This is a genomic window from Stenotrophomonas sp. YJH_SMC_122 (genome assembly GCF_059369535.1).
In genome coordinates, this window is the sequence record NZ_JCAFST010000002.1 from 369,852 (window position 1) to 396,572 (window position 26,721).

Annotated in this window: 26 protein-coding genes; 11 read left to right on the top strand and 15 right to left on the bottom strand. The window is 68.2% G+C overall.

Going from position 1 to position 26,721, the window contains the following annotated elements:
• The first annotated feature begins 225 nt into the window (after nt 1-225).
• Together AC5P66_RS05250 and AC5P66_RS05255 are read left to right on the top strand one after the other, a co-directional pair.
• Complete coding sequence (locus AC5P66_RS05250) at nt 226-1,098, top strand: hypothetical protein (protein WP_049414304.1); 873 nt, start codon at nt 226-228, stop codon at nt 1,096-1,098.
• Between the two features lie 106 nt (nt 1,099-1,204).
• Nucleotides 1,205-1,897 (top strand): hypothetical protein, encoded by a 693-nt coding sequence (locus AC5P66_RS05255; protein ID WP_495216110.1) that lies wholly within the window; start codon nt 1,205-1,207, stop codon nt 1,895-1,897.
• Nucleotides 1,898-1,912: 15 nt separating this feature from the next.
• Here AC5P66_RS05255 and AC5P66_RS05260 read toward each other — a convergent pair whose 3' ends face one another.
• On the bottom strand, nt 1,913-2,272 hold the full coding sequence (locus tag AC5P66_RS05260; protein ID WP_049414306.1) for a DUF1428 domain-containing protein: 360 nt from the start codon (nt 2,270-2,272) through the stop codon (nt 1,913-1,915).
• Nucleotides 2,273-2,555: 283 nt separating this feature from the next.
• Between AC5P66_RS05260 and AC5P66_RS05265 the strand changes: the two genes are divergently transcribed.
• Together AC5P66_RS05265 and AC5P66_RS05270 are read left to right on the top strand one after the other, a co-directional pair.
• Complete coding sequence (locus AC5P66_RS05265) at nt 2,556-3,128, top strand: OmpO family porin (protein ID WP_495216111.1); 573 nt, start codon at nt 2,556-2,558, stop codon at nt 3,126-3,128.
• Between the two features lie 198 nt (nt 3,129-3,326).
• Nucleotides 3,327-4,004, top strand: coding sequence for a response regulator transcription factor (locus tag AC5P66_RS05270; protein ID WP_049414314.1), 678 nt, complete (start codon nt 3,327-3,329; stop codon nt 4,002-4,004).
• 6 nt (nt 4,005-4,010) lie between these two features.
• Here the strand turns inward: AC5P66_RS05270 and AC5P66_RS05275 are convergent, their stop codons facing one another.
• Nucleotides 4,011-4,400 (bottom strand): DUF6165 family protein, encoded by a 390-nt coding sequence (locus AC5P66_RS05275; protein WP_049414316.1) that lies wholly within the window; start codon nt 4,398-4,400, stop codon nt 4,011-4,013.
• Nucleotides 4,401-4,578: 178 nt separating this feature from the next.
• Between AC5P66_RS05275 and AC5P66_RS05280 the strand changes: the two genes are divergently transcribed.
• Entirely contained in the window at nt 4,579-5,277 is a 699-nt protein-coding gene (locus AC5P66_RS05280; protein ID WP_049414317.1) for a TorF family putative porin, read from the top strand.
• Here the strand turns inward: AC5P66_RS05280 and AC5P66_RS05285 are convergent.
• Entirely contained in the window at nt 5,274-6,422 is a 1,149-nt protein-coding gene (locus AC5P66_RS05285; RefSeq protein WP_342585646.1) for an MFS transporter, read from the bottom strand. The genes AC5P66_RS05280 and AC5P66_RS05285 overlap by 4 nt on opposite strands.
• Before the next feature lie 143 nt (nt 6,423-6,565).
• On the opposite strand from AC5P66_RS05285, the gene AC5P66_RS05290 reads away from it, so the two are divergent.
• Nucleotides 6,566-7,453 (top strand): LysR family transcriptional regulator, encoded by an 888-nt coding sequence (locus tag AC5P66_RS05290; RefSeq protein WP_099495474.1) that lies wholly within the window; start codon nt 6,566-6,568, stop codon nt 7,451-7,453.
• Here AC5P66_RS05290 and AC5P66_RS05295 read toward each other — a convergent pair.
• Entirely contained in the window at nt 7,422-7,889 is a 468-nt protein-coding gene (locus tag AC5P66_RS05295) for a YehS family protein (RefSeq protein ID WP_049414320.1), read from the bottom strand. The two genes, AC5P66_RS05290 and AC5P66_RS05295, sit on opposite strands and share 32 nt — an antisense overlap.
• A gap of 84 nt (nt 7,890-7,973) precedes the next feature.
• Between AC5P66_RS05295 and AC5P66_RS05300 the strand changes: the two genes are divergently transcribed.
• A complete protein-coding gene (locus tag AC5P66_RS05300; protein WP_099495475.1) occupies nt 7,974-8,462 on the top strand; it encodes a hypothetical protein in 489 nt (162 codons plus the stop codon).
• An 87-nt stretch (nt 8,463-8,549) separates the two neighbouring features.
• Nucleotides 8,550-9,302 (top strand): SDR family NAD(P)-dependent oxidoreductase, encoded by a 753-nt coding sequence (locus AC5P66_RS05305; RefSeq protein WP_049414322.1) that lies wholly within the window; start codon nt 8,550-8,552, stop codon nt 9,300-9,302.
• Nucleotides 9,303-9,431: 129 nt separating this feature from the next.
• On the opposite strand, the gene AC5P66_RS05310 is transcribed toward AC5P66_RS05305, so the two are convergent.
• From AC5P66_RS05310 to AC5P66_RS05325, 4 genes are all read right to left on the bottom strand, one after another.
• Nucleotides 9,432-10,319: an SPOR domain-containing protein gene (locus tag AC5P66_RS05310; protein WP_111096924.1), complete on the bottom strand. Its 888-nt coding sequence runs from the start codon at nt 10,317-10,319 to the stop codon at nt 9,432-9,434.
• 21 nt (nt 10,320-10,340) lie between these two features.
• A complete protein-coding gene (argS, locus tag AC5P66_RS05315) occupies nt 10,341-12,029 on the bottom strand; it encodes an arginine--tRNA ligase (RefSeq protein WP_262222765.1) in 1,689 nt (562 codons plus the stop codon).
• A gap of 114 nt (nt 12,030-12,143) precedes the next feature.
• Complete coding sequence (gene radC / locus AC5P66_RS05320) at nt 12,144-12,848, bottom strand: RadC family protein (protein ID WP_014035697.1); 705 nt, start codon at nt 12,846-12,848, stop codon at nt 12,144-12,146.
• 70 nt (nt 12,849-12,918) lie between these two features.
• Nucleotides 12,919-13,545 (bottom strand): response regulator, encoded by a 627-nt coding sequence (locus tag AC5P66_RS05325; RefSeq protein WP_049443446.1) that lies wholly within the window; start codon nt 13,543-13,545, stop codon nt 12,919-12,921.
• A gap of 199 nt (nt 13,546-13,744) precedes the next feature.
• On the opposite strand from AC5P66_RS05325, the gene coaBC reads away from it, so the two are divergent.
• Genes coaBC through AC5P66_RS05340 form a run of 3 tightly spaced genes read left to right on the top strand, consistent with a single transcriptional unit; the run spans nt 13,745 to nt 17,865 of the window.
• Complete coding sequence (gene coaBC / locus AC5P66_RS05330; RefSeq protein ID WP_495216112.1) at nt 13,745-15,034, top strand: bifunctional phosphopantothenoylcysteine decarboxylase/phosphopantothenate--cysteine ligase CoaBC; 1,290 nt, start codon at nt 13,745-13,747, stop codon at nt 15,032-15,034.
• Complete coding sequence (gene dut / locus AC5P66_RS05335) at nt 15,031-15,504, top strand: dUTP diphosphatase (RefSeq protein WP_005420510.1); 474 nt, start codon at nt 15,031-15,033, stop codon at nt 15,502-15,504. Before coaBC ends, dut begins: the two co-directional genes overlap by 4 nt.
• Before the next feature lie 12 nt (nt 15,505-15,516).
• Complete coding sequence (locus tag AC5P66_RS05340) at nt 15,517-17,865, top strand: phosphomannomutase/phosphoglucomutase (protein ID WP_049414326.1); 2,349 nt, start codon at nt 15,517-15,519, stop codon at nt 17,863-17,865.
• A gap of 76 nt (nt 17,866-17,941) precedes the next feature.
• Here the strand turns inward: AC5P66_RS05340 and AC5P66_RS05345 are convergent, their stop codons facing one another.
• From AC5P66_RS05345 to AC5P66_RS05375, 7 genes are all read right to left on the bottom strand, one after another.
• On the bottom strand, nt 17,942-18,655 hold the full coding sequence (locus AC5P66_RS05345) for a response regulator transcription factor (RefSeq protein WP_262222996.1): 714 nt from the start codon (nt 18,653-18,655) through the stop codon (nt 17,942-17,944).
• The gene (locus tag AC5P66_RS05350; protein ID WP_049439093.1) at nt 18,636-21,296 is read right to left on the bottom strand and encodes an ATP-binding protein; all 2,661 of its coding nucleotides are present in this window, start codon (nt 21,294-21,296) and stop codon (nt 18,636-18,638) included. Before AC5P66_RS05350 ends, AC5P66_RS05345 begins: the two co-directional genes overlap by 20 nt.
• Nucleotides 21,297-21,347: 51 nt before the next feature.
• Nucleotides 21,348-21,998 carry a potassium-transporting ATPase subunit KdpC gene (kdpC, locus tag AC5P66_RS05355; protein ID WP_099495477.1) on the bottom strand — a complete coding sequence of 217 codons (651 nt, stop codon included), beginning with the start codon at nt 21,996-21,998 and terminating at the stop codon, nt 21,348-21,350.
• Nucleotides 21,995-24,052 (bottom strand): potassium-transporting ATPase subunit KdpB, encoded by a 2,058-nt coding sequence (gene kdpB, locus AC5P66_RS05360; protein ID WP_049413981.1) that lies wholly within the window; start codon nt 24,050-24,052, stop codon nt 21,995-21,997. Before kdpB ends, kdpC begins: the two co-directional genes overlap by 4 nt.
• A gap of 10 nt (nt 24,053-24,062) precedes the next feature.
• Nucleotides 24,063-25,772, bottom strand: coding sequence for a potassium-transporting ATPase subunit KdpA (gene kdpA, locus AC5P66_RS05365; RefSeq protein WP_049439094.1), 1,710 nt, complete (start codon nt 25,770-25,772; stop codon nt 24,063-24,065).
• A gap of 12 nt (nt 25,773-25,784) precedes the next feature.
• Nucleotides 25,785-25,877: a potassium-transporting ATPase subunit F gene (locus AC5P66_RS05370; protein WP_005407770.1), complete on the bottom strand. Its 93-nt coding sequence runs from the start codon at nt 25,875-25,877 to the stop codon at nt 25,785-25,787.
• Nucleotides 25,878-26,051: 174 nt separating this feature from the next.
• Complete coding sequence (locus tag AC5P66_RS05375; protein WP_049439095.1) at nt 26,052-26,714, bottom strand: hypothetical protein; 663 nt, start codon at nt 26,712-26,714, stop codon at nt 26,052-26,054.
• Between the last annotated feature and the right edge of the window lie 7 nt (nt 26,715-26,721).

Below are 26,721 nucleotides of genomic sequence, written 5' to 3' on the forward strand. Positions count from 1 at the left end.
GGCATCCGTGCACGTGCGCGCGACGACGGCCAGACAATGCTGGTTTCGCGTGGCGCAGCACTGAAAAAAAGGGGTTTGCTGCGAACCGCAGGCGGCAACGGGCACTGCTGCGTACACCATCGGCGTCGCAACAGATGCGATTGCTGGCATATGCCCCGTTCCACGATCGTCAATGTCGGTATAGCATCGCCCCGTTTTGATACTTAAGGCCCGCAGGAGGGCAACATGAGCAACGGTAATGGTGTGTCGGTCGTGACCGACGCTGTCGAGAACGTGAAAGAAACCGCCACCAACGTCGGCGAGACCATCGCCCACGCCGCCGAAGACGCAGTGAAGTCGGTCAAGAAGACCGTCAAGCGCGCGAGCAAGGCTGCCGGTACCCGCGTTGCCAAGGCCAAGAAGGCCGTGGCCAAGGTCGAGAAGACCGTTGCCAAGAAGGCCGAGAAGGCTGCCAAGTCGGTCGGCAAGACGGTTGCCAACGCCAAGAAGAAGCTGGAAGCGGCCAAGAAGAACGCCAAGGCCGAAGCTGCTGCCCTGAAGAAGGAAGTGGCGAAGAAGAGGGCGGCTGCGGGCAAGGCCGTGACCAAGAAGGCCGCCGCTGCCAAGAAGACCACCAAGGCCGCCACCAAGGCTGCCGGCAAGAAGGTCGCCACCGTGAAGAAGGCCGCCACCAAGAAGGCTGCTGTCGCGAAGAAGACCGTTGCCAAGAAGACCGCGGCCGCCAAGAAGGTGGTTGGCAAGAAGGTCGCCACCGCCAAGAAGGCTGTGGCCAAGAAGACCGTCGCCGCCAAGAAGGCAGTGGCTGCGAAGAAGGTTGTCGGCAAGAAGGCTGCCGCCACCAGGAAGGTCGCCACCAGGAAGACCGCCGCCGCCAAGAAGGTTGTCGGCAAGAAGGCTGCCGTCGCCAAGAAGGCCGTTGCCAAGAAGACCACTGCTGCCAAGAAGGCTGTCGGCAAGAAGGTCGCCGCGACCCGCAAGACCGTGGCCAGGAAGGCTGCACCGCTGAAGAAGGTCGCCGCCAAGAAGGCTCCGGCCAAGAAGGCTGTTGCCAAGAAGGCCCCGGCCAAGGCCGTGCGCAAGGTCGCCAAGCGCAAGTAATCGCGCCGTGACCGAAGGCCCTGCCGCCCACCGGGTGGTGGGGCCTTTCGCGTTTTCGGGGCGCGGTCTGGGGCAAGATGCAGATTCTTCCCGCCGGAGCCCCACCATGCGCGGTATCGATTTCAGTTCCTGGCAGGGCGTGCTGTCCACGTTGGCCGGCCTGGTCCTGATCACCCTGCTGGGCGTGGGCATCCGCCTGCTGGTGATGCAGACCCTGCAGCAGCGTCGCGAGCGCGAGAACCGGCAGATCAACGAGCGGCTGCGCACGCTGATGGCGGCCTACAAGACCCTGGGCGGTTCATTCACTGGTGAACTGGGCGTGGATCCCAGCCATCGCCGCGATCTGCGCCAGCGCGAAGCGGCCGAAGGCATCGCCGAACCGCGTTCGGATCGAACGCGCCGCATCCGCGATGCGGTCGAGGCCGCGCTCTCGGACATCCTGTTGCTGGGCACCGACGAACAGGTGCGACTGGCGGCGCGTGCCGCCAACGAACTGGCACAGGGGCGGCCGGTGCATATCCACGAACTGGTGGTCTCGCTGCGCGACTTCGTGCGCGAAGCGCTGGATCTGGCGCCGATTCCTCCCGACCTGCGGATTCCGCCGCAGGGGCCGACCCGCCCCGCGGCCAGTGGTGGCGGCAAGGGGCGCAACGATGGCGATGCCAAGGGCGGCCGTGCGGGTGGTGGCGGAGATGGGGGCGGCGGAATGGGCGCTGGCATGGGCGGCATGGGCCTCGGAGCCGGCGCCGCACTGGGCGCCGGCCATGCCACTGCCAGCGATGAAACGGACGCGCGCTGAGCACGTCCGCCGGGTTCAGCGGGTCAGCTCGTAGATCGGCACGAAGCCGCCGTAGATCATCCGCGCGCCGTCAAACGGCATCGGATTCTTCGTTGGATCAAACCGCGGGTCTTCCATCATCTTCTTCATCCCGGCGTCGCGGGTCGGTTTGTCGGGCCATTCGATCCAGGAAAACACCACCGTCTCGTCCGGCGTGGCTTTCACCGCGCCGAAGAAGTCGGTGGTCTTGCCGTGCGGCACGTCATCGCCCCAGCACTCGACCACGCGCAGTGCGCCGTACTCGATGAAGACCGGATCTCCTGTGCGTGCATGGGCGAGGAACTTCTCCTTGTTGGCGGTGGGCACCGCCAGGACGAAACCATCGATGTAGCTCATTGCCTGCCTCCGGATGGACCGTGCCACATGCACGGCCTTCAAGTAACCGACGAACCCGGGCATCGCGGATCGACATCTGGGGAAAGGTGGGTGAAAGCTGGAAGCAGAATGCACGCGCGCCGCGCGCGTATGCCAGACGCAGCCTGAATCAAGCCAGAAAATTCAGCAATGCGAAGACCGCTGTTTTCAGGGAGCGTTGTGGCGAATAACGGAGAATTTACATTCCCGATGCGATGGCGCCCTGGCGCTGCTGCACACCATAAGAAAGTAAAGGTGTACCCCCATGAAGAATTCGCTGATTGCTCTGGCCCTGGCCGCTGCCCTGCCGTTCACCGCCTCGGCTGCTGAGAGCCTGTCCTACAACTACGCCGAAGCCGACTACGCCAAGACCGACGTTGAAGGCATCAAGGCCGACGGCTGGGGCGTGAAGGGTTCGTACGGCTTCCTGCCGAACTTCCACGCCTTCGGCGAGTACAGCCGCCAGGAAATCGACCACACCAACCTGAAGGTTGACCAGTGGAAGGTCGGTGCCGGCTACAACGTCGAAATCGCCCCGACCACCGACTTTGTTGCCCGCGTCGCCTACCAGAAGTTCGACCCGAAGCACGGCCTGGACTTCAACGGCTACAGCGCTGAAGCCGGTATCCGCACCGCCTTCGGTGCCCACGCCGAGGTCTACGGCATGGTCGGCTACGAAGATTTCTCGAAGAAGCACGGCATCAACCCGGAAGGCCAGTGGTACGGCCGCCTGGGTGGCCAGGTCAAGCTGAACCAGAACTGGGGCCTGAACGGCGAACTGAAGATGAACCGCGACGGCGACAAGGAATACACCGTCGGCCCGCGCTTCAGCTGGTAATTGCTGTTCCCGCGCGCCTGCGCGCTGGAGAAGTCTCGACAGGCCCGGCTCTTGCCGGGCCTGTTGCGTTTGTGGCCGCGCGAAACAGAATGCCGTCTGACTGGTGGCGCACGCGGGCCGAGCATTGCAAGGAATTGGATTCCGCCGCTGCGGGCACCGGCCTACGGTGGATGCCCCATGTTGCCTGGACATGCCGCGATGCCGCCCACTCGCCCGCCCCTGCTGCCTGATCGGCCATGCCGCCTGGCGCTGCTGGACCCGCATCCTGTGCTGCGGTTGGGCGTGGAAGTGCTGCTCCGCCAACACAGTGGTGTGCAGGTGCGCGTGAGCCTGTCCAGCGAGGCGCACCTGCTGCAGCTGCTGGAGCGCAGCCCGAGGTGTGTCGACCTGCTGCTGATCGATGCGCTGCCGATGGGCGACCTGGGCGATGGATTGGCCCTGCTGCGCGTGCTGTCGCAGCGCTGGCCGGCGCTGCCGGTGCTGGTGCTCTCGGCGCACTGCAACGCCAGCACGGTGACCACCGCGATGCGAGCCGGCGCGCGCGGCTTCCTGTCCAAGTCGATGCCACCGGAGACGTTGCTGCGCGCCATTGACGTGATCGCCCGTGGCGGCCGCTTCGTGCCACCGGAACTGCGTGAGGAGCTGAAGCTGCCACGCACACGCCGGGTATCTGCACCGGTGCTCGCGCCGCTGAGCCAGCGCGAGCGTGAAGTGCTCGGCTTGGTGCTGAAGGGCGTGAGCACCAGTGAAATGGCCCTGCGCTCAGGGCGCTCGGCCAGCACCATCAGCTCGCAGAAGACGTCGGCCTACCGCAAGCTCGGCATTCGTGGCGACGGCGACCTGTTCCGCTTCCGCCACCTGCTGGAATGCGGCTGAGCGGCCTTACTCGCCCTGGTACTGCTTCTCTTCCACCAGCGCCGAACCGGCCACGCGGTTGATCTCGTTCTTCACCTGCACCCGCTCGCCATTGGTGCCATAGACACCGCGTGCCAGCTGGATGAACGCATCGTCGAATACCTGGGCCGCTTCCTTGTCGCGCAGCTGGTCCTGGATGTCCCACATGCGCTCGTTGATCGCCTTCAGCTGCTGCTTCAGCGCGTCCAATGCCGGCTGCGCCTGCAGCTGCTGCTGCAGCAAGGGCAACAGGCCATCCAGTTCGGTGCGCACGTTGGCCAGCTTGGCAGCATCATCGATGCGCTCGGCCTTGATCTCGAGAATGGTGATCTTGTCGATCAGCTCGCCGATCGATACCGGGGTCAGGATGGCGTCCACGTGATTGGTTCCTGGAAACAAGGCGCCATGATACCGCGCGGCTGGCGCGCAGCCTCCATCCACGGGATTTACGCCGAATTTGCGCCGCTGGCCGGGCAGCGCCCTCGATCCGTTACGGCGGCGTGCCCGACACTGCCGTCCCGGCGGCGCGACCGCCTTCGACAAGGAACACAGTGCAGTGAACAGCAAGGGGATGATGGCGGCGCTGGTGGCCGCCCTGGCAGGGCTGCTCGGGATCGGCAGCGCGCAGGCACAGGTGCAGGCCAGTGGCAGTGCTGCATTGACCAGCGACTACGTGTGGCGTGGCAGCTCGCAGAGCGATGGCGACCCGGCGGTGCAGGCCGGCGCGAAGGCCTCGATCCCGTCGGGATGGTACGCCAGCGTGTGGGGTTCGAACGTTTCGTTCAAACCGGACAATGGCGCGCGCAGCGAGTTCGACCTGGTGGCCGGCTGGTCCGGCGCACTGGCGCCGGCCTGGAACCTGGATGCGAACCTGACCCGCTACGTGTACCCGGGCACCGGCCGCACGCTGGACTGGACCGAACTCAACACCACGTTGACCTGGAAGCAGCGTGCCTGGCTGCAGGTCGCCCATTCCAGCGATGCACTGGCCGGTGGCCATCGCGGCACCTATGCCCAGCTGGGAGTGCGTGTGCCGCTGCACGAACGCGTCCGCCTGGAAGCGGCGGTGGGCCAGTACTGGCTGGCCACCGCGCAGGGCCCGGACTACCTGCATGGCCAGCTCAGTGCCATTGCCACGCTGGCCCCGGCATGGGAGCTGCGTGCCACCGTGCACGACACCGACAACGCGGCCAAGCGCCTGTTCCCGGGTAACGCCGGTGGGCGCTGGGAGCTGGCGCTGCAGGGCAGTTTCTAATTCGACGATGCCGCCTGGCGCGCACGCAGCGCGCCGGGCAGCCACAGCAGCAGGGCCAGCACGGCCACGGCGGCACCGGCCACGCAGACGCCGGTCCAGCCGAAGCGCTGGTAGACCTGTGCAGACAGCAGCGAGCCCAGCGAGCCGCCGATGAAATAGCCGGTCATGTAGCCGGCATTGAGGCGGTTGCGTGCCGCAGGCTGCAGCGCATAGATCAGGTTCTGGTTGCTGACATGCAGCAGCTGCGCGGCCAGGTCCAGCACCACCACGCCGACCAGCAGCGCCAGCAGCGAGTGGGCCGACAGCCCCAGTGGCAGCCACGACAGCAGCAACAGCGCCAGTGCAATGGCGGTGGCACGTCCGGTCTGGCCACGGTCGGACATGCGGCCAGCCAGCCCCGCCGCCAGCGTGCCGGCCGCACCGACCAGCCCGAACAGGCCGATGGTGGCGTCGCTGTAGGCGTACGGCGGCTGTGCCAGCAGGAACGCGAGCGGGGTCCAGAAGATCGCGAACATGGCGAAGCTGCAGGCCCCCAGCAGCGTGCGCTGGCGCAGCACCGGTTCCTGCACGAACAGTTCGCCAATGGAGCGCAGCAATGCGAAATAGCCCAGGCCGGCGCTGTGGTGGAAGCGCGGCAGGCCGCGCTGCAATGCCAGTGCGGTCAGCACCAGGGTGGCAGCGGCGATCGCATACACCAGGCGCCAGTCGCCCAGGCTGGAAAGCAGGCCGGCCACGGTGCGCGCCAGCAGGATGCCCAGCAGCAGGCCACTCATCAATGTTCCGACCACGCGGCCACGGTGTTCCGGCGCGGCCAGCGTGGCGGCGAACGGCACCAGCACCTGGGCCACCACCGAAAACAGGCCGGTGATCGCGGTGCCCACCAGCAGCCAGGTCAGCGACGGTGCGCAGGCACTGATCACCAGTCCACCCGCCGACAGCAGGCTCATCACCACGATCAGGCGGCGGCGTTCGAACAGGTCACCCAGTGGCACCAGCAGGATCAAGCCGGCGGCATAGCTCAGCTGCGCGGCGGTAACCACCATGCCGACCTGGCCGAACGGCACGCCGAAGGCGTCGGCGATGGTGTGCAGCAGCGGTTGCGCATAGTAGTTGCTGGCCACGGCCACGCCGGTGGCGACCGACATCAGCAGCACCTGCCAGCGCTGCAGAGGGGGAAGGGACGGGTTCACGCGATGTTCCAGGAAACGGGGGGCACAGTGTCCGCCTGCTGCGAGCATGATGGAAATGAATCATCATCATCCGAGCCATCTGAAAACAAGATAGTTGTATGAACCTCAAGCAGCTCGAATTCGCCGTGGCGCTGGCCGAAGAGGGCAATTTCACCCGTGCCGCCGAGCGCTGCCACGTGGTGCAATCCGCGCTCAGCCACCAGATCGCCTACCTGGAACAGGAACTGGGTGCCACGCTGTTCGAGCGCCTGCCGCGCCAGGTGCGGGCCACCGCCGCCGGCGAGGCGTTGCTGGTGCACGCACGCCAGGTGCTGGCCAGCGTGCGCCACCTGCGCGCCGACGTGGCCGCCGTCAGTGGCGAAGTGCGTGGGTTGCTGGCCATAGGGCAGATTTCCTCGCTGACCGACATCGACGTTGTGGCGATGCTGGCGGCCTTCCAGCGCGTGCACCCGCAGGTGGAGTTCCAGTTGCGCGTGGACAAGAGCGAGGACCTGATCGCGCAGGTACAGTCGCGCGCGCTGGATGTGGCACTGGTCGGCCTGGCGCCTTCGGCAGCGCTGGACGGTGTCTGCCACCAGGTGCTGCAGGAGGAGGATCTGGTAGCGGTACTGGCGCCATCGCACCGGCTGGCCGGGCGCAAGCGGCTGCCATTGACCGCACTGCAGGATGAAGCACTGGTCGACTTCCCGCGCGGCACCGGCGCACGCCGGCAGACCGATGATGCTTTTGCCGCAGCCGGACTGCCGCACACGGTCCGTTTCGAGGTCAACCTGATGGAACTGGTCGAGCGCTTCGTCCGCCATGGGTTGGCGGTCGGCATCGTGCCGGCATTGATCGCCGATGGGTTCCAGGGCGTGGTGCAGATTCCGCTGCAGCCGACCCCGACCCGGCGCGTGCACCTGGTCTGGCAGCGCCTGCCGACACCAGCGGCGCGGGCGTTCGTCGACGCCGTGCTCAGCCGCGCAGGCGCAGGCTCAGGCCCTTGAGGAAGTTGCGCAGCATCTGGTCCAGGCAACGCCGGTAGTTGGCGTGCCCGGGTTGGCGGAACAGCGCGCCCACTTCCGACTTGGAGACATTGAAACCTGCGCTGGCAAAGATCTCCATCAGGTCCACGTCGCGCAGCTGGAACGCCACGCGCAGCTTCTTCAGCACCAGGTTGTTGTCGATGCGGGTTTCCACTGCGCGCTGCGGCTGGCTCTCGTCGCGGCCACGCAGGTGCACGATCAGGCCGTCGAGGAAGTGCGCCAGCGCGCTGTCGTTCATCGCCTCGAAACCGGCTTCGTCCTCGCGGCGCAGCCAGGCCTTCACCTGCCCGGTATCCACGGCAAAGGCCGGGTCGGCCATCTGGCACAGGGTGACCACGTGCTGGTCACCCAGGTCCAGGGAGTAGCGCACGCTGCGCAGGACATCATTGTTGATCATGGCCCAATTGTACCGGCCTCTGGCGTGTCACCGGACTGTCATCGAACTGCAGCATCGTGAGCACTCGTTCGCTGGGACCCTCGCATGCGCCGGTATCTGTTTTCCGCACTACTGCTCGCCGGCAGCTTCGCTGCCTTCGCCCAGGACCGCTTCGTACCCGTCGAGCGGCGCCTCAGTGCATCCCAACTGGCCGAGGTCGGGCTCAGCCCAGCGCAGTTGCAGGCGTTGAACCGGGTACTGCGCGAGGCAGAGAGCACGGCCGCCGCGTCGACGGCAGCGGTGGCCCCGGTCGCTGCGCCGCTGCCTGCCAATGTGCCGGCACCGGCAGCAATGCATCTGGGCCTGGAAGACGAACCGGTCAGCGCCCGTGTGGTCGGAGAGGTCGCAGGCTGGCAGCCCGGCACGCTGTTCACCCTTGATAACGGCCAGCAATGGCAGGTGATGAAGGGACAGATGAAGCTGCGCAGGGTGTTGCAGTCGCCGCAGATCGCCGTTGTTCCCGGAATTGCCGGGCGCTGGTTCCTGCAGGTCGACGAAGACCTGCCCAAGGCCAGAGTGTTTCGCGTGCGTTGAGCCGGGGGGACGGCAGGACGGTGGGCAACTCAGGACGGGCCGGGAATGCCAGAATGGGCGTCCGGTTTTTCCCCCTGGAGTTGCCTGATGACCCGCACTGTCCTGATTACCGGCGCCACGTCCGGCTTCGGCGCCGCCGCCGTCCACCGCTTCGCCCAGGCCGGCTGGAAAGTGATCGCCACCGGCCGCCGCGGCGAACGCCTGCAGCCGCTGGTCGAGCGCTACGGCAAGGACGTGGTGCATGCCGCCGCCTTCGACATCCGCGATGCGGTGGCGATGGAGGCGGCCCTGCTGGCGCTGCCGCCGGCCTTTGGCGAGATCGACCTGCTGGTCAACAACGCCGGCCTGGCGCAGGGCACCGCGCCGGCACAGAGCGCCACGCTGTCGGACTGGACCACGATGATCGACACCAACATCACCGCGCTGGTGACCCTGACCCACCGCCTGCTGCCGCAGCTGGTGGAGCGCAAGGGCGCGATCATCAACATCTCGTCGGTGGCCGGCGTCTACCCGTACCCGGGTGGCAACGCCTACGGTGGCACCAAGGCCTTCGTCAGCCAGTTCTCGCTGGGCCTGCGTTCGGACCTGCACGGCACCGGCGTGCGTGTGACCACGATCGAGCCGGGCATGGCCGAAACCGAATTCACCGTGGTACGTACCCATGGCGACCAGAACGCCTCGGACAAGCTGTACAGCGGCGCCAACCCGATGACCGCCGAAGACATCGCCGAGCAGATCTTCTGGGTGGCCAGCCTGCCGCCGCACCTGAACATCAACCGGCTGGAGCTGATGCCGGTCAGCCAGTCGTTCGCCGGATTCCAGGTCGCCCGCGAGGGCTGACCGGAGTCGTATCGCTTTTTGTGGAGTCGAGCCATGCTCGACTGCATTGAACGGCAGTCGAGCATGGCTCGACTCTGCAGAAACAAGAAAGCCGGGCACTGCCCGGCTTTTTCATTCACATCGGCAGGCTTACTGCGCCTTGATCGCCATCGCCTGCAGGCCGGTGCCATCCAGCTTCTGCTTGGCTTCGGACAACTCGCCGGCACTGCCGTACGGGCCCATGCGCACGCGGTACACGGTCTTGCCGTTGATCTGCGCCGACTCCACGCGTGCCGCCAGGCCCATCATGGCCAGCTTGGCCTTGGTGGCTTCGGCGTCACCGGAAGCACCGAAGGCTCCTGCCTGCAGGATGTAGCGGGCGTTGTCGGCGGCCGCCGGTGCAGCTGCGGACGCCGGCGGTGCCGACGCGGCGGGCGCGCTTTCCGCGCGCGGCGCTGGAGTGGCGGCCGCCGTGCTGGCCGACGGGGTTGCCGCGGCCGGGTGCTCGCTCAGCGGTGCCGGCAGCGGACGGTTGGTCGCGGTTACCGGCGCGGTGCTTGCGACGCTGGCCGTTGCGGTCGGTGCCGGCGTGGCCGTGCTTGCCGGAGGTACCGGCCTGCCCTCCAGCGCGGCCTGCGCGCGCGACGCTTCGGCCTTGGCCCGGCGCTGATCCTCGGCGCGCGCGCTGGCGGCCAGTTCGGCGTCGGACATTTCCACTTCCTTGCCCGGCAGCAGGGTGTAGAAGTCGTACTGCGTCGCGGCGGGCTTCTCCGGTTCGGCCGGCTTCGGCGTGGCCGGCTGCGCGGCCGGCTGGCTGCCGACATCGCTGTCGGCATCAGCGACCGGGGCCGGCTGCGCGTTCGGGTTCGGCTGCGGACCGGCACGCAGGAAGCCATCGCCTTCGCCCTTGAACAGGTTCGGCGCCGCCAGGAACACCACGGCGGCGATCGCCACACCGGCCACCAGCCACACCCATCCGGGGGTGCCCTGGCTGCTGCTGTTGCGTCGTGCCTGGGTTTTGCCGCGTCGTGCTGCCATGTGTACTGCGTCTCCTGATGCTTACATTTTTTCCGGGGCACTCACGCCCAGGAGTTCGAGGCCGTTGGCCAGCACCTGGCGCGCCGCGCAGGCCAGGGTCAGCTTGGCGTTGCGATCGGTGGCGTCGTCCACCAGCACCGGCGTCCCGTGATACCACGTGTGGAAGGCATGCGCCAATTCACGCAGGTACTGCGCCACCAGGTGCGGCTCCAGCGCCACGCCAGCCGCTTCCACCACTTCCGGATACCGCGAGATCTCGTTCATCAACCCCAGCGAGGCATCGTCGGCCAGGCGGCCCAGATTGGCCAGGCCATTGCCCTGCTCGTACACCAGGCCCTTTTCCTGGGCCTGGCGCAGCAGGCTGCAGACGCGGGCGTGCGCGTACTGCACGTAGAACACCGGATTGTCGTTGCTCTGCTGGCGGGCCAGGTCGATGTCGAAGGTCAGCTGCGAATCGGGCTTGCGCGCGATCAGGAACCAGCGGGTCGCATCGCGGCCGGCCTCCTCGATCAGGTCGCGCAGGGTGAAGTAGCTGCCGGCACGCTTGGACAGCTTCACTTCCTCGCCGCCGCGCATGACGGTGACCATCTGGTGCAGCACGTATTCCGGCCAGCCCTGCGGGATGCCCACTTCCAGCGCCTGCAGGCCGGCGCGCACGCGCGCCAGCGAGCCGTGGTGGTCGGCGCCCAGTTCGGTGATCGCGCGCTCGTAGCCGCGCTGCCACTTGGACAGGTGGTAGGCCACGTCCGGCACGAAGTAGGTGAAGGTGCCGTCGGACTTGCGCATCACGCGGTCCTTGTCGTCACCGAAATCGGTGCTGCGCAGCCACAGCGCGCCGCCTTCCTCGTAGGTGTGCCCGGAGGCCTGCAGCCTGGCCACGGCCTCGGCGACCTTGCCATCGGCGTACAGCGAGCTTTCCAGGAAGTAGATGTCGAAGTCGACGCCGAAGGCGGCCAGGTCCAGGTTCTGCTCGTTGCGCAGGTAGGCCACGGCAAAGCGACGGATCGCCTGCATGTCGTCCGGGTCCTTGGCGCCGACTACCAGCGTGCCTTCCAGGTCAACGCTGGCGCCGGCCATGTAGGCGCGGGCAACATCGGCGATGTACTCACCGCGGTAGCCGCCTTCCGGCCAGCCTTCCTGGTCCGGCGCAATGCCCTTCACGCGGGCCTGCACCGACAGTGCCAGGTTCTCGATCTGCACGCCGGCGTCGTTGTAGTAGAACTCGCGCTTGGCGTTCCAGCCGTTGGCATCGAGCACGCGGGCCACGCAGTCGCCGATCGCCGCCGCGCGGCCATGGCCGACATGCAGCGGGCCGGTCGGGTTGGCCGACACGTACTCCACGCCCACCGTGCGGCCATTGCCGGACAGGTTGCGGCCGTAGTCGTGGGCTTCCTTGATGACCGACGCGGCTTCGCGCTGGTACGCAGCCGGAGCCAGGTGGAAGTTGATGAAGCCGGGGCCGGCGATCTCGACCTTGCTGACGTCCTCGCTGCGCGGCAGCGCCTCGACCAGCGCCTGAGCCAGTGCGCGCGGATTGCTGCGCGCGGCCTTGGCCAGCAGCATCGCGGCGTTGGTGGCGAAGTCGCCATGGTCACGGGTCTTCGGGCGCTCGACCACGAAGTCCGGCGGCAGGGAGTCGGCGGGCAGGGTGCCATTGGCGCGCAAGGCTTCGATGCCTTGGCTGATCAGGGCGCGGAGGAGATTTTTCACGAGGCCTGCTGTGAGAATGAGCGGCGGAATCGCCCATTTTAGCGCAGATACCCGCGCCCACGCTGACCAGAACATGCGTGTGGGGGCGGCCGATGGCGCCTGAAGGGGCCGCGCTCAGCCGAACAGGCGTGGCTGGGGCGGGGACAGCAGGCCCCGTTCAGCAAACGAAACGGGGCGGCCTTCGCCGACCACGAAGTGGTCCAGCAGGCGTACGTCCACCAGTGCCAGCGCCTGCTGCAGTTCATCGGTGATCCGGGTATCGGCGCCGGAGGGTTCCGGGTCGCCGGAGGGGTGGTTGTGACTGAGGATCACCGCTGCGGCATTGTGCAGCAGGGCTCGCCGCACCACCTCGCGGGGGTAGACCGGGGCGGCATTGATGGTGCCCTGGAACAGTTCCTCGCAGGCGATCAGCCGGTGGCGGTTGTCCAGGAACAGCGCCATGAAGATCTCGCGGGCCTGGCCGCGCAGGCGGTGCTGCAGGTAGCGGCCGACCGCGGCCGGGTTGTTGCCGACCGCCTCGCCCTGCTGAAGCTCGGCGGCCAGGTAGCGATGGGCCAGTTCCAGGCCGGCGGCCAGTGCACAGCTTCGTGCCGGCCCCAGCCCCGGCAACCGGGCCAGCTCGCGGGCCGGGCGGTCCAGCAGCACACGCAGGGGGCCATGCGCCTGCAGCAGGTCGCGGGCGGTCTGCACCGCGTCGCGTCCACCGAAGCCAGAGCCGAGGAACAGCGCCAGCAGTTCCGCGTCGGACAACGTGGCGGGGCCGCGGGCGATCAACTTCTCGCGGGGACGTTCCTGCTCGGGCCAGTCATGGATGGGCATGCCTGCATCATCGCCAGCGCGGGTGATGCGTCCCATCAGGGCAGGGCGCACGCCCGGGTCGGCGGTTGCCTCAGTCGCGTCGCGACTGCAGATAGGCGAACAGCTCCTGATTGTTCTGCAGCCCCAGCTTGCGCTTGGCTTCGGCCTTCTGCCGGCTGATCGTTTTCGGGCTGCGGCCGCAGTGGACGGCGATGGCGTTCACTTTCAGCCCGGCGGCCAACAGGTCCAGCACTTCCTGTTCGCGGGCCGACAGCGCCGCCGGCTCACGCGCGAACATCAGGTCGCGCGCCTGCAGGTGGTGGCGCAGCTGCTGCGAGACGAACACCTGCCCGGCCATGGCCGCGTTCAGGGCCTGCGGCAACTCGCCGAAATCGGCGCACTTGTCCACCAGGCCACTGACACCTTCACGCAGCAGGCCATCGAGCAGGCCGGGGTGACGGGCGCCGGTAAGCACCACCACGGGCATGCCCGGGTGGCGTGCGCGCAGCTCAGCGATCAGTTCCGGGCCATCCGGGCCGGTGCCCGGCATGGAGAGGTCGGTCAGCACCGCGTCGCAGCCGTGGTGCTCGACCAGCTGCAGCAGCTGGGCGCCGTCACGCGCGCTGCCGACGACCTCCATCAGATGGGTCTGCAGCACGATGCGGATGCCGTGCAGGACGACGGGATGGTCGTCGGCGATGATGATGCGCGGGTGCACGCGGAATCCTCGAAAAGCGAAGCGGCACACCTGCGGTGGCCACCGACGATTCTGCAAACGTGGCCGGGCAACAGGTATAGGAAAGTTCCGAATCGCAGTGTCTTGAACCCCGGAAGCGTTGTGGCGCAAGTCCCATCTGCTGATAGCCGCCCGCTATGTGTGCCGTGTACCGGGACATTACTGACCATCGGGTAAGCTAATGCCCTCGTTTGCACAGGAATTCCAGGTGGCTGACTCCCCCAACGCTTCCCCCGCGCCGGCCCGCGCGCTGGAAGGCCAGAAACTGCTGTTGTGCGTCGGAGGCGGGATCGCGGCCTACAAGGCCCTGGAGCTGGTGCGGCGCCTGCGCGATGCCGGTGCCCAGGTGCAGGTGGCGATGACCGCCGGTGCCCAGCAGTTCGTCACTCCGCTCAGCTTCCAGGCCCTGTCCGGGCAGCCGACCCGCACCACGCTGTGGGACAGCGCCGCCGAGCAGGCCATGGGCCACATCGAGCTGGCGCGCTGGGCCGACCGCATCGTGGTCGCGCCGGGTACCGCCGATCTGCTGGCGCGGCTGGCCCAAGGCCATGCCGATGACCTGGTCAGCACCCTGTGCCTGGCCAGCACCGCACCGCTGACGATCTGCCCGGCAATGAACCACCGGATGTGGCTGCATCCGGCTACCCAGGCCAACATCGCCCTGCTGCGCCAGCGCGGTGCGCAGGTGATCGGCCCGGTCGATGGCCCGCTGGCCGAAGGTGAATCCGGTCCCGGCCGGCTGGCCGAACCGGGCGACATCGTGGCCGCGCTGGTGGCCAAGGGCGGTACCGCTGCGACGGTTGCCGCGCCGGAAACCCATGCCCTGCAGGGGTTGCGCCTGCTGATCAGTGCCGGCCCGACCTACGAAGACATCGATCCGGTGCGCTACGTCGGCAACCGCAGCAGCGGCAAGATGGGCTTTGCCCTGGCCGCTGCCGCCGCCGCGCTGGGCGCGCACGTGGTTCTGGTCAGCGGCCCGGTCCAGCTGCCGACGCCACCGGGCGTGCAGCGCATCGACGTGCGCTCGGCCGCGCAGATGCGCGATGCCGTACTGAAGTCGCTGCCCGCCGACATCTATATCGGTGCCGCCGCGGTGTCCGACTACACCCCGCGCCAGGTCGCCGCGCAGAAGCTGAAGAAGACCGCCGACAGCCAGTCGCTGGTGATCGAGCTGGTGCGCACGCCGGACATCCTGGCCGAAGTCGCCGCGCAGACGCAGTCGCTGAAGCTGGTGGTCGGCTTCGCCGCCGAGACCCACGACGTGGAGAAATATGCACGCGGCAAGCTGATCGACAAGCGCCTGGACCTGGTGATCGCCAACCAGGTCGGCATCAGTGGCGGTGGTTTCGAGAGCGACAACAATGCCGCCACGGCCTTCTGGCAGGACGGTGAACAGGTATTCCCGGCCACCTCCAAGCGCGAACTGGCCGAACAACTGCTGGCGCTGATCGCGCGGAGACTCCAGGCATGACCCAGGCATCCCTTTCCCAACCGCTGCAGGTCAAGCTGCTCGATCCGCGCTTCGGCGACAGCTGGCCGCTGCCGGCCTACGCCACCGAAGCCAGCGCCGGCATGGACCTGCGCGCCGCGCTGGATACCGCGCTGACCCTGCAGCCGGGCGACACCGCGCTGGTGCCCAGCGGCCTGGCCATCCACATTGCCGACCCGAACCTGTGCGCGGTGATCCTGCCGCGTTCAGGGCTGGGCCATCGGCATGGCATCGTGCTGGGCAACGGCACCGGCCTGATCGATGCCGACTACCAGGGGCCGCTGCTGATCAGCGTCTGGAACCGTGGCCGCGAGGCCTTCACCATCGAGCCCGGCGATCGCATCGCGCAGCTGGTGGTGGTTCCGATTGCCCGCGTCAGCCTGCAGGTGGTGGATACTTTCACCGACAGCGTGCGGGGCACGGGTGGATTCGGCCATACCGGGGTGCGTTGACAGGGGACATCGATGAGCGGCATCGGGGAAGGACAGCGGGGACGGTCGTTGGGTCGCAGTGCACCACTACTGGGGGTGCTGCTGATCCTGCTGGCCGGCTGGTTCGGATGGAGCGCGGTGCAGCAATGGCGGCAGGAGGCCAACGGCCAGGCGCTGGAAGAAGCGCGCGACCAGGCCGTGCAGGGCCTGCAGCAGGCCGCTGCAGGCCAGTTGCAGCAGCTGCAGCAGCAGTTGAAGAACGATCGCGTGCAGCAGGCGCTGCAGGCCGGCGATGCTGCTGCAGCGGCGCTGGCCGTGCGCGAGAGCTGGACCGGGGTTGAGCAGGTCGAGGTGCTGACGGCCGATCTGGCCAACGCCTATGCCGATCCGGCCACCTTCGGGTATGCACGCCTGGCTCTGCTGGAAGCGGCGGTGGCTGAGGGCAAACCCAGCCTGCGCGTCGTCCGCGATGGTGGCGGCAATCGCCTGGGCCTGGCCGCGCCGGTGCAGCTGGGCAGCCTGGGGCCGGCCGTGATCTATGTCCGCCAGCCGCTGCTGCGGCTGACCTCGCCGCTGGACCAGGTGCGTGCGCCGTCCGCAGGCTTCCTTGGCCTGCGCCAGGGTGGGTTCGATCTGGTCACCCAGGGCGACGCGGGCCTGTCCGAAAGTGCCGAAGCGCTGGCGCGCCCGGTTGCAGGCACGCCGCTGCGGCTGGTCGCGTCGGTGCCGAATGTCGACGCCGGTCCGTTGGGCCTGGGCGCGCTGGCCAGCGCCATTGTGGCGTTGCTGCTGGCGTTCATTGCCGTGTTGCTGGTGGTGGGACGTGACCGACTGCCGAAGTCGCTGCCCTTGCCGCGCCGCGCCGCAGCGTCCGAGGCCGACCATGGCCCGACCCTGAGCGAGAGCCTGCAGCAGGCGCCGCCACCCGTGGCCGCTGTGACCGGCAGTGGCGATGCCACGCCACCGCCGCCCCCGCCGGTGCCGGCCGAGGAGCTGGCCGCCGGCATCTTCCGCGCTTATGACATCCGCGGCGTGGTGGGCAGTGAACTGACACCGAAGACCGCGGCGCTGATCGGCCAGGCTATCGGCACCGTGGCACTGGAGCAGGGCCTGCGCGAGGTGGTGATCGGTCGCGATGGCCGCCTGTCCGGACCCGAGCTGACGGCCGGGCTGGCCGAGGGCCTGCGCCGTGCCGGCTGCGCGGTGATCGACATCGGCCTGGCGCCGACCCCGCTCGTGTACTACGCCGCCTTCCATCTGCGTACCGGCACCTGCGTGGCAGTCACCGGCAGCCACAATCCGCCCGAGTACAACGGCTTCAAGGTGGTCATTGGCGGCGAGACGCTGTCCGGCGATGCCATCACCGATCTCTACCAGCGCATCGTCGAGGGCCGCCTGGTGCAGGCCGCCGAGCCCGGTGACTACCAGCAGCGCGATGTCAGTGCCGACTACATCCAGCGCATCGCCGATGACGTGCAGCTGGACCGCCCGCTGAAGGTCGTGGCCGATGCCGGCAATGGCGTGGCCGGCGCACTGGCGCCGCAGCTGCTGGAAGCGATCGGCGCCGACGTCATTCCGCTGTACTGCGATGTCGACGGTACCTTCCCCAACCATCATCCCGACCCGAGCGAACCGGCCAACCTGGAAGACCTGGTGCAGACGGTCAAGCGCTTTGGCGCCGATCTCGGCGTGGCCTTCGATGGCGACGGCGACCGGCTGGGCGTGGTGACCGGCGAAGGCCGGATCATCTACGCCGATCGCCTGCTGATGCTGTTCGCTGCCGATGTGTTGATGCGCAATCCGGGCGCGATGGTGATCTACGACGTGAAGTGCACCGGCAAGCTGTCCGACCACGTGCTGCGCAACGGTGGCAGCCCGCTGATGTGGAAGACCGGGCATTCGCTGATGAAGGCGAAGATGCGCGAGACCGATGCCGAGCTGGCCGGCGAGATGAGCGGCCACTTCTTCTTCAAGGAACGCTGGTTCGGTTTCGACGACGGTCTGTACGCCGCTGCGCGCCTGCTGGAGATCCTGGCCCAGCGCGAGGAAACCCCGGACGAGGTGCTGGGCGAACTGCCGGAAATGGTCGCCACGCCGGAGCTGAAGGTACCGGTGGCCGACGGGACGCCGCATGCCCTGGTGGCGATGCTGGTGGCGGCGGCGCAATCGCCGGACAACCCGTATGTGGGTGGCCGCCTGTCGACCATCGACGGGCTGCGCGTGGACTTCGCCGATGGCTGGGGGCTGGTGCGTGCCTCCAACACCACGCCGGTGCTGGTGCTGCGCTTCGAAGGCAACGACGAGGCCGCACTGGAACGCATCCAGGCCCTGTTCCGCAGCCAGCTGCAACCAGTGCTGGGCGATACCCCGCTGGGGTTCTGACCCCTTTGGACGCTGCAGCAGAATGGGTAGTGCCGGCCGCTGGCCGGCAATTGGGCTTGCCGGCCAGCGGCCGGCACTACCCCTTGAACCGCAACCCCACGCCCGGCTCGGTGAACAGGTAGCGCGAATCCAGCGCCGAATCGCCCAGCTTGTGCCGCAGCTTGCCGACCAGGATGCGCAGGTAGTGGGTGTCGTGCTGGTGGGTCGGCCCCCAGATCTCCTGCAGGATCTGCGGCTGGGTCACCACCCGCCCGGCATTGCGCAGCAGCAGCGACAGCAGCGCGTATTCCTTGCGGGTCAACGCCACCGGTTCACCCTGCAGGGCGACTTCGCGACGCACCAGGTCCACGTGCAGGTGGCCATCGTCGAACACCGGCGGCGTGCCATCGGTCGGCACGCTGCGCGTGCGCAGCAGCGCCCGCACCCGCGCCATCAGCTCCTGCGTGCCGAATGGCTTGGTCACGTAGTCGTTGGCGCCGGTATCCAGTGCGCGCACCTTCTCGGCTTCGCCGGCGCGCACGGTCAGCATGATCACCGGCACCTGGCTCCACTGGCGCAGCTGTTCCAGGACTTCGTGGCCTTCCATGTCCGGCAGGCCGATATCCAGGATCACCAGGTCCATGTCTTCGCTGGCGGCCAGCTGCAGGCCTTCCTGGCCGGTGGCGGCCTCCCGCACCTGATAGCCCTGCGCGCGCAGGCTGATGTCCAGGAACCGGCGGATCTGGGTTTCATCATCGATCACCAGCACGCGCGCGGCCGGCACGCTGGCATCAATCGGGGTCGGGCTCATCGTGGGAGGCTGGCTTGAGCAGGGGCAGGGTGATGCGGATCAGGGTACCGCGACCGTCGCGTCCGGGCAGCGCCTGCACGCTGCCGCCATGTGCGCCGATCATGCCCTGGCAGATGGTCAGGCCCAGGCCGGTGCCGTGGCGGCCTCGGTCGCCACGCTCGACGCTGTAGAACATGTCGAAGATGCGCGCGCGCTCGTCATCGGGAATGCCGGGGCCGGCATCGATCACGTCGATGCGCAGCTGGCCGTCCAGCTCGCGCGCCTGTACCTGCACGGCGGCGTCGGGCGGCGAGAACTTGGCCGCGTTCTCCATCACGTTGAACACGGCCTGTTCGACCAGCGCCGGATGCACCCAGATCGGTGCCAGCGTGGCTGGGATGTCCAGCTCCAGCCGCACCTTTGGCTGGTAGCGCTGCAGGCGCCGTGCCGCCGAGCCGATCAGTTCGTCCACGCCGATCCAGTCGCGGTTGATCTTCAGCCCTTCATGACCCAGCCGGGTCATGTCCAGCAGGTTCTGGATGTAGCGGTCCAGGCGCTCGCCCTCGACCAGGATGGTGTCCAGCAGGGCGCGGCGATCAGCCGTATCCATCGCTGCACCGTAGCTGGCCAGGCTGTCGGCCGACCCAATCATCGCCGCCAGTGGCGAGCGCAGGTCGTGCGACACCGAGGAGAGCAGCGCCGAACGCAGCCGCTCGGTCTCGTTGCTGACGTGTGCCTGCTCCAGTTCCGCCACCAGCCGCGTACGCAGCGCGGCCTGTGCGATGTCATCGACCATCGCTTCGGCCAGCTGCCGCTGTTCGGGCAGCAGGCGCGCCTGTGCGCCAGGCAGGTACAGGCCGGCCACGCCGATCGCACGGTCTTCGCCGTCCAGCAGCGGCAGGAACCACCATTGCGCGCCGGCCAGGGTATCGGTGAAACGCCCACTGGGCTGGCCGTGGCGCAGTGCCCAGTCGGCGGCCGCCAGGTCGGTATCGCCAGGCTGGCTGCGGCCACCGGCGGCGGTATCGGTGCCGATCCGCAGCCACGCCGGCACGTCCAGGGCCTGCTCCAGCGCATGCCGGCCCGCCTGTGCCACTTCGCCGTTGCCGGCCGCACTGGCCAGCTGACGGCCCAGCTGCTGGCGCGCACGCGCATGGCGGTTGGCCGCACGCAGCGCAATCACCTGCATGCGCAGGCGCGAGGCCAGGCGCCCGGCCACCAGTGCCGCAGCCAGGAACAGGAACACGGTGATCACGCCCTGGCGCGCACCGATGGCGAAGGTGAAGCGCGGCGCGATGAACAGGAAGTTGTAGGCCAGGAAGCACAGGATCGCGGCCATCACCGCCACGCTGGCGCGCGTGCGTGCAGCCACCAGCACCACCGCGACGATGAACACCATCGACAGGTCGGCCATGCCCACCCAGTGTTCGGCCAGCCACGCCACCGCACAGGCCAGCGCGGTGGCGATCAGGGCTTGTGCCGGTTCATGACTGATACCGCGCATTGGCGGCAGCAGGCTCTCGCGGCGCGAGCGTGCGCGTGCCTGCGGCGTGCTGATGATGGTGATCTCGTAATGCGCGCCACGCTGGATCAGCTGCTGGGTCAGGGTGCGGTTGAACATCCGCGCCAGCGGCCGTTCGCGGGTCCGGCCCAGCACCAGGGTCGACACGCCGTTGTGTGCGGCATGGTCGAGCAGGGCATCGGCAATGCTCGATCCGTGCAGCAGTTCGGCGTCGCCGCCCAGCCGCCGTGCCAGCGCGAAGGCCGCATCGATCTCGCGCCGGGTCGCCTCGTCCTGGCGCCGGCCCTGCACGGTCACTACCGTCCACGGTGCGTCGCGGCGCTCTGCGATGCGCCGCGCCACGCGCACCAGGTATTCGCTCTGGCCGCCCCCGTCGATGGCCACCAGAACGCCGCGACGCAGGGGCAGATTGCTTTCGCCGCGCGCGGCACGGGTTTCGCGCAGGCTGCTGTCGACGCGGTCGGCGGCTTCCTGCATCGCCAGTTCGCGCAGCGCGGTCAGGTTGGCCGGTGAGAAGAACGCCTGCAGTGCCTGTGCCGCCTGTTCGGGCACATAGACCTTGCCCTGCTGCAGGCGAGCGATCAGTTCGCGCGGCGGCAGATCGACCAGCACGATGTCGTGCAGGCGGTCGAGCACGCCGTCGGGCACGGTCTCGCTGACGCGCACGCCGGTGATCCGCATCACCACGTCGTTGAGGCTTTCCAGATGCTGGATGTTGACCGTGGTCCAGACGTCGATGCCGGCATCCAGCAGCTCCATCACATCCTGCCAGCGCCGCTCATGGCGGCTGCCCGGTGCATTGCGGTGGGCCAGTTCATCCACCAGCACCAGCGCAGGATGCCGTGCCAGCACGGCATCCAGGTCCATCTCCTGCAGGACATGGCCGTGATAGGCCACGTCCTTCAGCGGCAGCTGCGGCAGGCCCTCCAGCAGGGCCTGGGTATCGGTGCGTCCATGGGTTTCCACCAGGCCCACCACCAGGTCGACGCCGCGGCGCAGCTGTTCCTGCGCACGGGTCAGCATGGTGTAGGTCTTGCCCACGCCCGGCGCCGCACCGAGGAACACGGTCAGCTTGCCGCCGGCTTCGCGTTGCAGGCCTTCAACCAGGGCATCGGCCTGGCGGGTACGTGCATCAGTCATGGGGGCCGCTGTCATGGCCACCATTGTGCGCGCAGCGGGTACAGCCCGGCATCACGGCGTCTTGGCCGCATGGTCCAGCGCGAAGTTCAGCGTCACCACGTTCACCCGTGGCTGGCCGAACAGGCCCCACTGGCGCCCTTCGGTATGCGCCTGCACCAGTGCCTGCACGCGCTCCACCGGCAGGCCACGGGCACGCGCCACGCGTACCACCTGCAGCTGCGCCGCCGCCGGCGACAGCTGCGGATCCAGGCCACCGGCGGACTGGGTGACCAGGTCCGCAGGCACCTGCGCCGGGGCAATGCCTTCGCGTGCGGCCACCGCAGCGGTGCTGGCGGCGACGCGCTCGGCCAGTGCGGGGTTGCTGCGCGCCAGGTTGGAACCGGCCGCGGCCATCGGGTCGTAGTTGGCCGCCGACGGACGCGCCTGGAAGTAGCCGTCACCGGTGAACGGCTGCGCCAGCCAGGCCGAGCCACGCACCTGGCCGCTGCCATCGCGCAGCAGGCTGCCTTCGGCCTGGGTCGGGTAGGCCAGGCCGGCAAAGCCGGTGGCGATGCCGGCATAGACCGCGCCGGCCAGCAGCAGGGTGGCCAGGCCCAGGCCGATCGCCGGGCGCCAGCGGGCGTCGTCCTGCAGGCTGGCCGCGCGGGCCTCGGCGTTCGCTTCGCGGGGCAGGGAGGTGGAGGTGGGAACAGAACGGTTCATGCGCCGAATACCAGGACAAGGAGGAGGTCGATCAGCTTGATTGCCGCGAACGGCAGCAGCACGCCGCCGAGGCCGTACACCAGCATGTTCCGGCGCAGCAGCGCGGTCGCGGTGGCCGGGCGGAAGCGCACGCCGCGCAGGGCGAGCGGGATCAGCGCGGGAATCACCAGGGCGTTGAAGATCAGCGCCGCCAGCACCGCGTTGCGCGGACTCGACAGCTGCATCACGTTCAGTGCGGCCATGGTCGGAACGGCCGCGGCGAACAGCGCCGGCAGGATCGCGAAGTACTTGGAGACGTCGTTGGCCAGTGAGAAGGTGGTCAGCGCGCCGCGGGTGATCAGCTGCTGCTTGCCCACTTCCACCACCGCCAGCAGCTTGGCCGGGTCTGAATCGAGGTCGACCATGTTGCCGGCCTCCTTCGCCGCCTGCGTGCCGGAGTTCATCGCCAGGCCGATGTCGGCCTGGGCCAGTGCCGGGGCGTCGTTGGTGCCGTCACCGACCATTGCCACCAGCCGGCCACCGGCCTGTTCCTGGCGGATGCGCGCCAGCTTGTCCTCCGGGCGGGCCTCGGCGATGTAGTCGTCGACGCCAGCCTCGGCGGCAATGGCTGCAGCCGTCAGCGGGTTGTCGCCGGTGATCATCACCGTACGGATGCCCATCGCCCGCAGCTGCGCGAACTTCTCGCGCATGCCGTGCTTGACCACGTCCGACAGTTCGATCACGCCCAGCACGTGGCGACCCTCGGCCACCACCAGCGGGGTGGCGCCATTGCGCGCCACCTGCTCGACGCGACCGGCCAGTTCCGCCGGCACGTTGCCGCCCAGCGCCTGCACATGGGCGCGGATCGCATCGGCGGCACCCTTGCGGATCTGCCGGCCATGTTCCAGATCGACGCCGGACATGCGGGTCTGCGCACTGAACGCCAGGTACTCGGCATGGTCCGGCTCGGCGGTGGCGCAGCCCTGCTCGCGCGCCAGGCGCACGATCGACTTGCCTTCCGGGGTCGGGTCGGCCAGCGAGGACAGCAGCGCCGCTTCACGCAGCTGGCTGGCGTCGATGCCGGCCAACGGATGGAAGTGGCTGGCCTGGCGGTCGCCGTAGGTGATGGTGCCGGTCTTGTCCAGCAGCAGCACGTCGACGTCGCCGGCCACTTCCACCGCCTTGCCCGACTTGGCCAGCACGTTGGCGGCCAGCGCACGGTTCATGCCGGCGATGCCGATGGCCGGCAGCAGCCCGCCGATGGTGGTCGGGATCAGGCATACCAGCAGCGCGATCAGCAGCAGCGGATCGACCTGCACGCCTACCGCCGCACCGATCGCCGGCAGCGTCGCCACCACCACCAGGAAGGTCAGCGTCATCGCTGCCAGCAACAGGGTCAGCGCGATCTCGTTCGGCGTCTTCTGACGATTGGCACCCTCCACCAGCGCGATCATCCGGTCCAGGAAGCTGTGCCCCGGCTCGGCGGTCACCCGCACGATGATCTGGTCGGACAGCACCTTGGTGCCGCCGATCACGCCGGAACGGTCGGTACCGGCCTCGCGCAGCACCGGGGCGGATTCGCCGGTCACCGCCGCCTCGTTGATGGTGGCCAGGCCCTGCACGATCTCGCCATCGGCCGGCACCAGCTCACCGGCACTGACGATCACATGGTCGCCCGGGCGCAGCTCAGCGGCAGGTACCTGGGCTTCCGCAGCCCCCGGCTGCGGTGCGGCCAGGCGCCGCGCCACCAGATCCTGGCGCGCGCGGCGCAACGACGCGGCCTGGCCACGGCCACGCGCCTCGGCCACTGCTTCGGCGAAATTGCCGAACAACACAGTCACCAGCAGGATCGCGGTCACCGCCAGGCCGAAGCCCAGCGGCGCATTGCCGGTCAGTGTGACGATGGCGGCGACGATCGTGCCGGCCATCACCACCGCCATCACCGGGCTGCGCACCAGATGCATCGGCGAGAGCTTGCGTACTGCTTCGACCAGCGCACGGCGCAGGCCGGCGCCATCAAGCAGCGCAGGGCGCGGGGCAAGGGAACTACGGGTGGAACTTGCGTGGGTACTCATCGGGGTGTCCTTAGTGCAGTCCCAGGCTGAGGTGGTCGGCGATCGGGCCGAGTACCAGCGCCGGCATGAACTGCAGCACGGTCAGGATGACGATCACCGAGACCAGGGTCAGGGCGAAGGTCGGGGTTTCGATCTGCAGGCTGCCGGCAGACTCCGGCGCCTGGCGCTTGGCGGCCAGCTGGGCGGCCACCACCAGCGGGATGATCAGCAGCGGGAAGCGGCCCAGCAGCAGCACCAGCGAGCAGCTCAGGTTCCACCACAGCGTGGCGTCGCCCAGCCCCTCGAAGCCCGAGCCGTTGTTGGCGTAGGCCGAGACGTACTCGTAGAACACCTGGCTGATGCCATGGAAGCCAGGGTTGGAGGTACCGGCCAGCCCGGGCACGGCCAGGGTGATCGCGGTGAACACCAGCAGGGTGATCGGCTGCAGCAGCACCAGCAGGGCCAGCAGGCGTACCTGTGGCGTCTCCAGCTTGCGGCCGAACAGTTCCGGCGTACGCCCAGTCATCAACCCGGCCAGGAACACGCCCAGCAGCAGGTACACGATGAACTGCTGCAGGCCACAGCCGATGCCGCCCCAGATCGCGCTGACCAGCATGTTGACCATCGCGATGCCGCCACTCAGCGGCGCCAGCGAGTCATGCATGCCGTCGACCGAGCCGTTGGAGACCTGCGTGGTCACCGCCGCCCACAGCGCAGTGCCGTCGGCGCCGAAGCGCACCTCCTTGCCTTCCATCAGCAGCGGCGTGGCGGCGCTGGCACTGTGCCCTTCACTCCACATCATTGCGCCGGTGGACAGCAGCGACATGCCCAGCATGCAGCTGAACACCAGGGCGCCGAACCGGCGCCGGCCGGTGAACGCACCGATCATGAAGATCACCGCCATCGGCACCAGCAGGATGCCGACGATCTCCAGCGCGTTCGACAGCGGGGTCGGGTTTTCCAGCGGGAAGCTGCTGTTCGGGCCGTACCAGCCGCCACCGTTGGCGCCCAGCTGCTTGGCCGCGACCATCGCCGCCACCGGGCCCAGCGGCAGCTTCTGTGCGGCCATGCCGGCGCTGGCATCGATCGGCGTGGCCTGCGGGCCACCGGCCATCGTCGACGGCACGCCCTGGCTGGTCAGCAGCAGGGTCCACACCAGGCACAGCGGCAACAGGAAGCGCACGCACAGGCGCACCACGTCCACGTAGTAGTTGCCCACCGCCACCTGGCGGTCGTCGCCGGCACCGGTGGCCGCGGCAGCCTGCGGCGCACGCGAGAACAACGCGCGCAGCGTGGCCACCGCCAGCGCCAGGCCCATCATCGGTGTCACCACCTGCAGGCCGGTGATGCCGGTCATCTGCGAGAGGTAGGACAGCTGCGCCTGGCCCGAATAGTGCTGCTGGTTGGTGTTGGTCAGGAACGAGATCATCGTGTGCAGCGCGGTGTCCCAGCGCATGTTCGGGATCTGATCCGGATTCAGCGGCAGCCAGGCCTGGGTCATGAACACCGCCTGGGTCAGTACGGCGACCACCACGTTGCTCAGCACGAAGGCCAGCACGTAGCCGCGCCAGGACATCGCGCGCGAGGGATCGACGCCGAACACCCTGTACAGCGGCTTCTCGATCCAGTGGAACAGCACGTCGACCTTCATCGGCGTGCCACGCATCACGCGGGCCAGGTACAGGCCCAGCGGCCACGCCAGCAGCAGGCTGGCGGCAATAATCAAAAGCATCTCAGTCATGGCCGGCTCCGCTCAGAACGACTCGGGCCGCAGCACGACATAAAGAAGATAGGCGGCGGCGACCAGCACCAGCACGCCACACAACAACGACAGCCAGGGGGACATTGCAATAGCGTCCTGGTGGAACCCCTCCACCTCAGGTCGTCATCGTCGTCCTGCCGCCCATAAACGCACTACGCGCCGGACCGGGCCGGCGCGTAAAGAGTGCATAAATTCGGTGGTTCAAGCCGTAACCGGGCCACGGGTAGCGCTGGGTCATGCCCGGCGGCAGGAGCGTCGTCAGCCCGCCGGGGTAGCTGGCGCCACGCCCTTCAGCTCGCGATAGCGCTGCAGCGTGCTGTCGATCTCGGCCTTCAGCGCCTGCTGCTGCTGCAGGAACCCCGCCTGCAGGCGCTGCTGCGCCCGCAACTGCACGTGCCGCTGACGGATCGCCTCGGCCTGCTTGTCGGCGACCTTGCCGCCGGCCAGTTCACGGTCGCCAGCGGCCGACAACAGCGCCACCAGCGATTCGCGCAGGCTGGTGACGTTGTACTCGGCGGTCTTCAGGTTGTTGTCCAGCACTTCCTGGCGCTCGGCGAACACCCGGCGCAGGTCGTCCTCGCTGCCATAGGTCGTCAGCATCGCCTGCTCGGTGCGCTGGCGGGTCTGCTCGGCCATCAGGTCCAGCTGCTGCTGCGCGGCCACCGTGCTGGCGGCGGCGCGCTCTTCGTCGGTCAACGCGCGCTGGACCTGCGCATTGCGCAGGCCGCTCTTCGCGTTGAACTCCTCGCGGGCGTGATTGACCGCATCGGCTGGCAGCGAATCGCTGCAGATCCGCTCCTTGCCCTCGTTCCAGCAGTACAGTTTCTTTTCCACTTTGCCGCCGTCGCGCGACTGCGCCGGCACGGTGCACGGCACGGCCAGCAGCAGGCCAGCAAAGAGAACGGCAGGAACTCGGGACATGACCTTT

What these genes read in the sequence shown, in the direction of transcription:
- AC5P66_RS05250 (WP_049414304.1), top strand. Translation starts at nt 226, where the DNA reads ATGAGCAACGGTAATGGTGTGTCGGTCGTGACCGACGCTGTCGAGAAC.
- AC5P66_RS05255 (WP_495216110.1), top strand. Translation starts at nt 1,205, where the DNA reads ATGCGCGGTATCGATTTCAGTTCCTGGCAGGGCGTGCTGTCCACGTTG.
- AC5P66_RS05260 (WP_049414306.1), bottom strand. Translation starts at nt 2,272, where the DNA reads ATGAGCTACATCGATGGTTTCGTCCTGGCGGTGCCCACCGCCAACAAG.
- AC5P66_RS05265 (WP_495216111.1), top strand. Translation starts at nt 2,556, where the DNA reads ATGAAGAATTCGCTGATTGCTCTGGCCCTGGCCGCTGCCCTGCCGTTC.
- AC5P66_RS05270 (WP_049414314.1), top strand. Translation starts at nt 3,327, where the DNA reads ATGCCGCCCACTCGCCCGCCCCTGCTGCCTGATCGGCCATGCCGCCTG.
- AC5P66_RS05285 (WP_342585646.1), bottom strand. Translation starts at nt 6,422, where the DNA reads ATGTCGGTCGCCACCGGCGTGGCCGTGGCCAGCAACTACTATGCGCAA.
- AC5P66_RS05290 (WP_099495474.1), top strand. Translation starts at nt 6,566, where the DNA reads ATGAACCTCAAGCAGCTCGAATTCGCCGTGGCGCTGGCCGAAGAGGGC.
- AC5P66_RS05295 (WP_049414320.1), bottom strand. Translation starts at nt 7,889, where the DNA reads ATGATCAACAATGATGTCCTGCGCAGCGTGCGCTACTCCCTGGACCTG.
- AC5P66_RS05300 (WP_099495475.1), top strand. Translation starts at nt 7,974, where the DNA reads ATGCGCCGGTATCTGTTTTCCGCACTACTGCTCGCCGGCAGCTTCGCT.
- AC5P66_RS05305 (WP_049414322.1), top strand. Translation starts at nt 8,550, where the DNA reads ATGACCCGCACTGTCCTGATTACCGGCGCCACGTCCGGCTTCGGCGCC.
- AC5P66_RS05310 (WP_111096924.1), bottom strand. Translation starts at nt 10,319, where the DNA reads ATGGCAGCACGACGCGGCAAAACCCAGGCACGACGCAACAGCAGCAGC.
- radC (WP_014035697.1), bottom strand. Translation starts at nt 12,848, where the DNA reads ATGCCCATCCATGACTGGCCCGAGCAGGAACGTCCCCGCGAGAAGTTG.
- coaBC (WP_495216112.1), top strand. Translation starts at nt 13,745, where the DNA reads ATGCCCTCGTTTGCACAGGAATTCCAGGTGGCTGACTCCCCCAACGCT.
- dut (WP_005420510.1), top strand. Translation starts at nt 15,031, where the DNA reads ATGACCCAGGCATCCCTTTCCCAACCGCTGCAGGTCAAGCTGCTCGAT.
- AC5P66_RS05340 (WP_049414326.1), top strand. Translation starts at nt 15,517, where the DNA reads ATGAGCGGCATCGGGGAAGGACAGCGGGGACGGTCGTTGGGTCGCAGT.
- AC5P66_RS05345 (WP_262222996.1), bottom strand. Translation starts at nt 18,655, where the DNA reads ATGAGCCCGACCCCGATTGATGCCAGCGTGCCGGCCGCGCGCGTGCTG.
- AC5P66_RS05350 (WP_049439093.1), bottom strand. Translation starts at nt 21,296, where the DNA reads ATGACTGATGCACGTACCCGCCAGGCCGATGCCCTGGTTGAAGGCCTG.
- kdpC (WP_099495477.1), bottom strand. Translation starts at nt 21,998, where the DNA reads ATGAACCGTTCTGTTCCCACCTCCACCTCCCTGCCCCGCGAAGCGAAC.
- kdpB (WP_049413981.1), bottom strand. Translation starts at nt 24,052, where the DNA reads ATGAGTACCCACGCAAGTTCCACCCGTAGTTCCCTTGCCCCGCGCCCT.
- kdpA (WP_049439094.1), bottom strand. Translation starts at nt 25,772, where the DNA reads ATGACTGAGATGCTTTTGATTATTGCCGCCAGCCTGCTGCTGGCGTGG.
- AC5P66_RS05370 (WP_005407770.1), bottom strand. Translation starts at nt 25,877, where the DNA reads ATGTCCCCCTGGCTGTCGTTGTTGTGTGGCGTGCTGGTGCTGGTCGCC.
- AC5P66_RS05375 (WP_049439095.1), bottom strand. Translation starts at nt 26,714, where the DNA reads ATGTCCCGAGTTCCTGCCGTTCTCTTTGCTGGCCTGCTGCTGGCCGTG.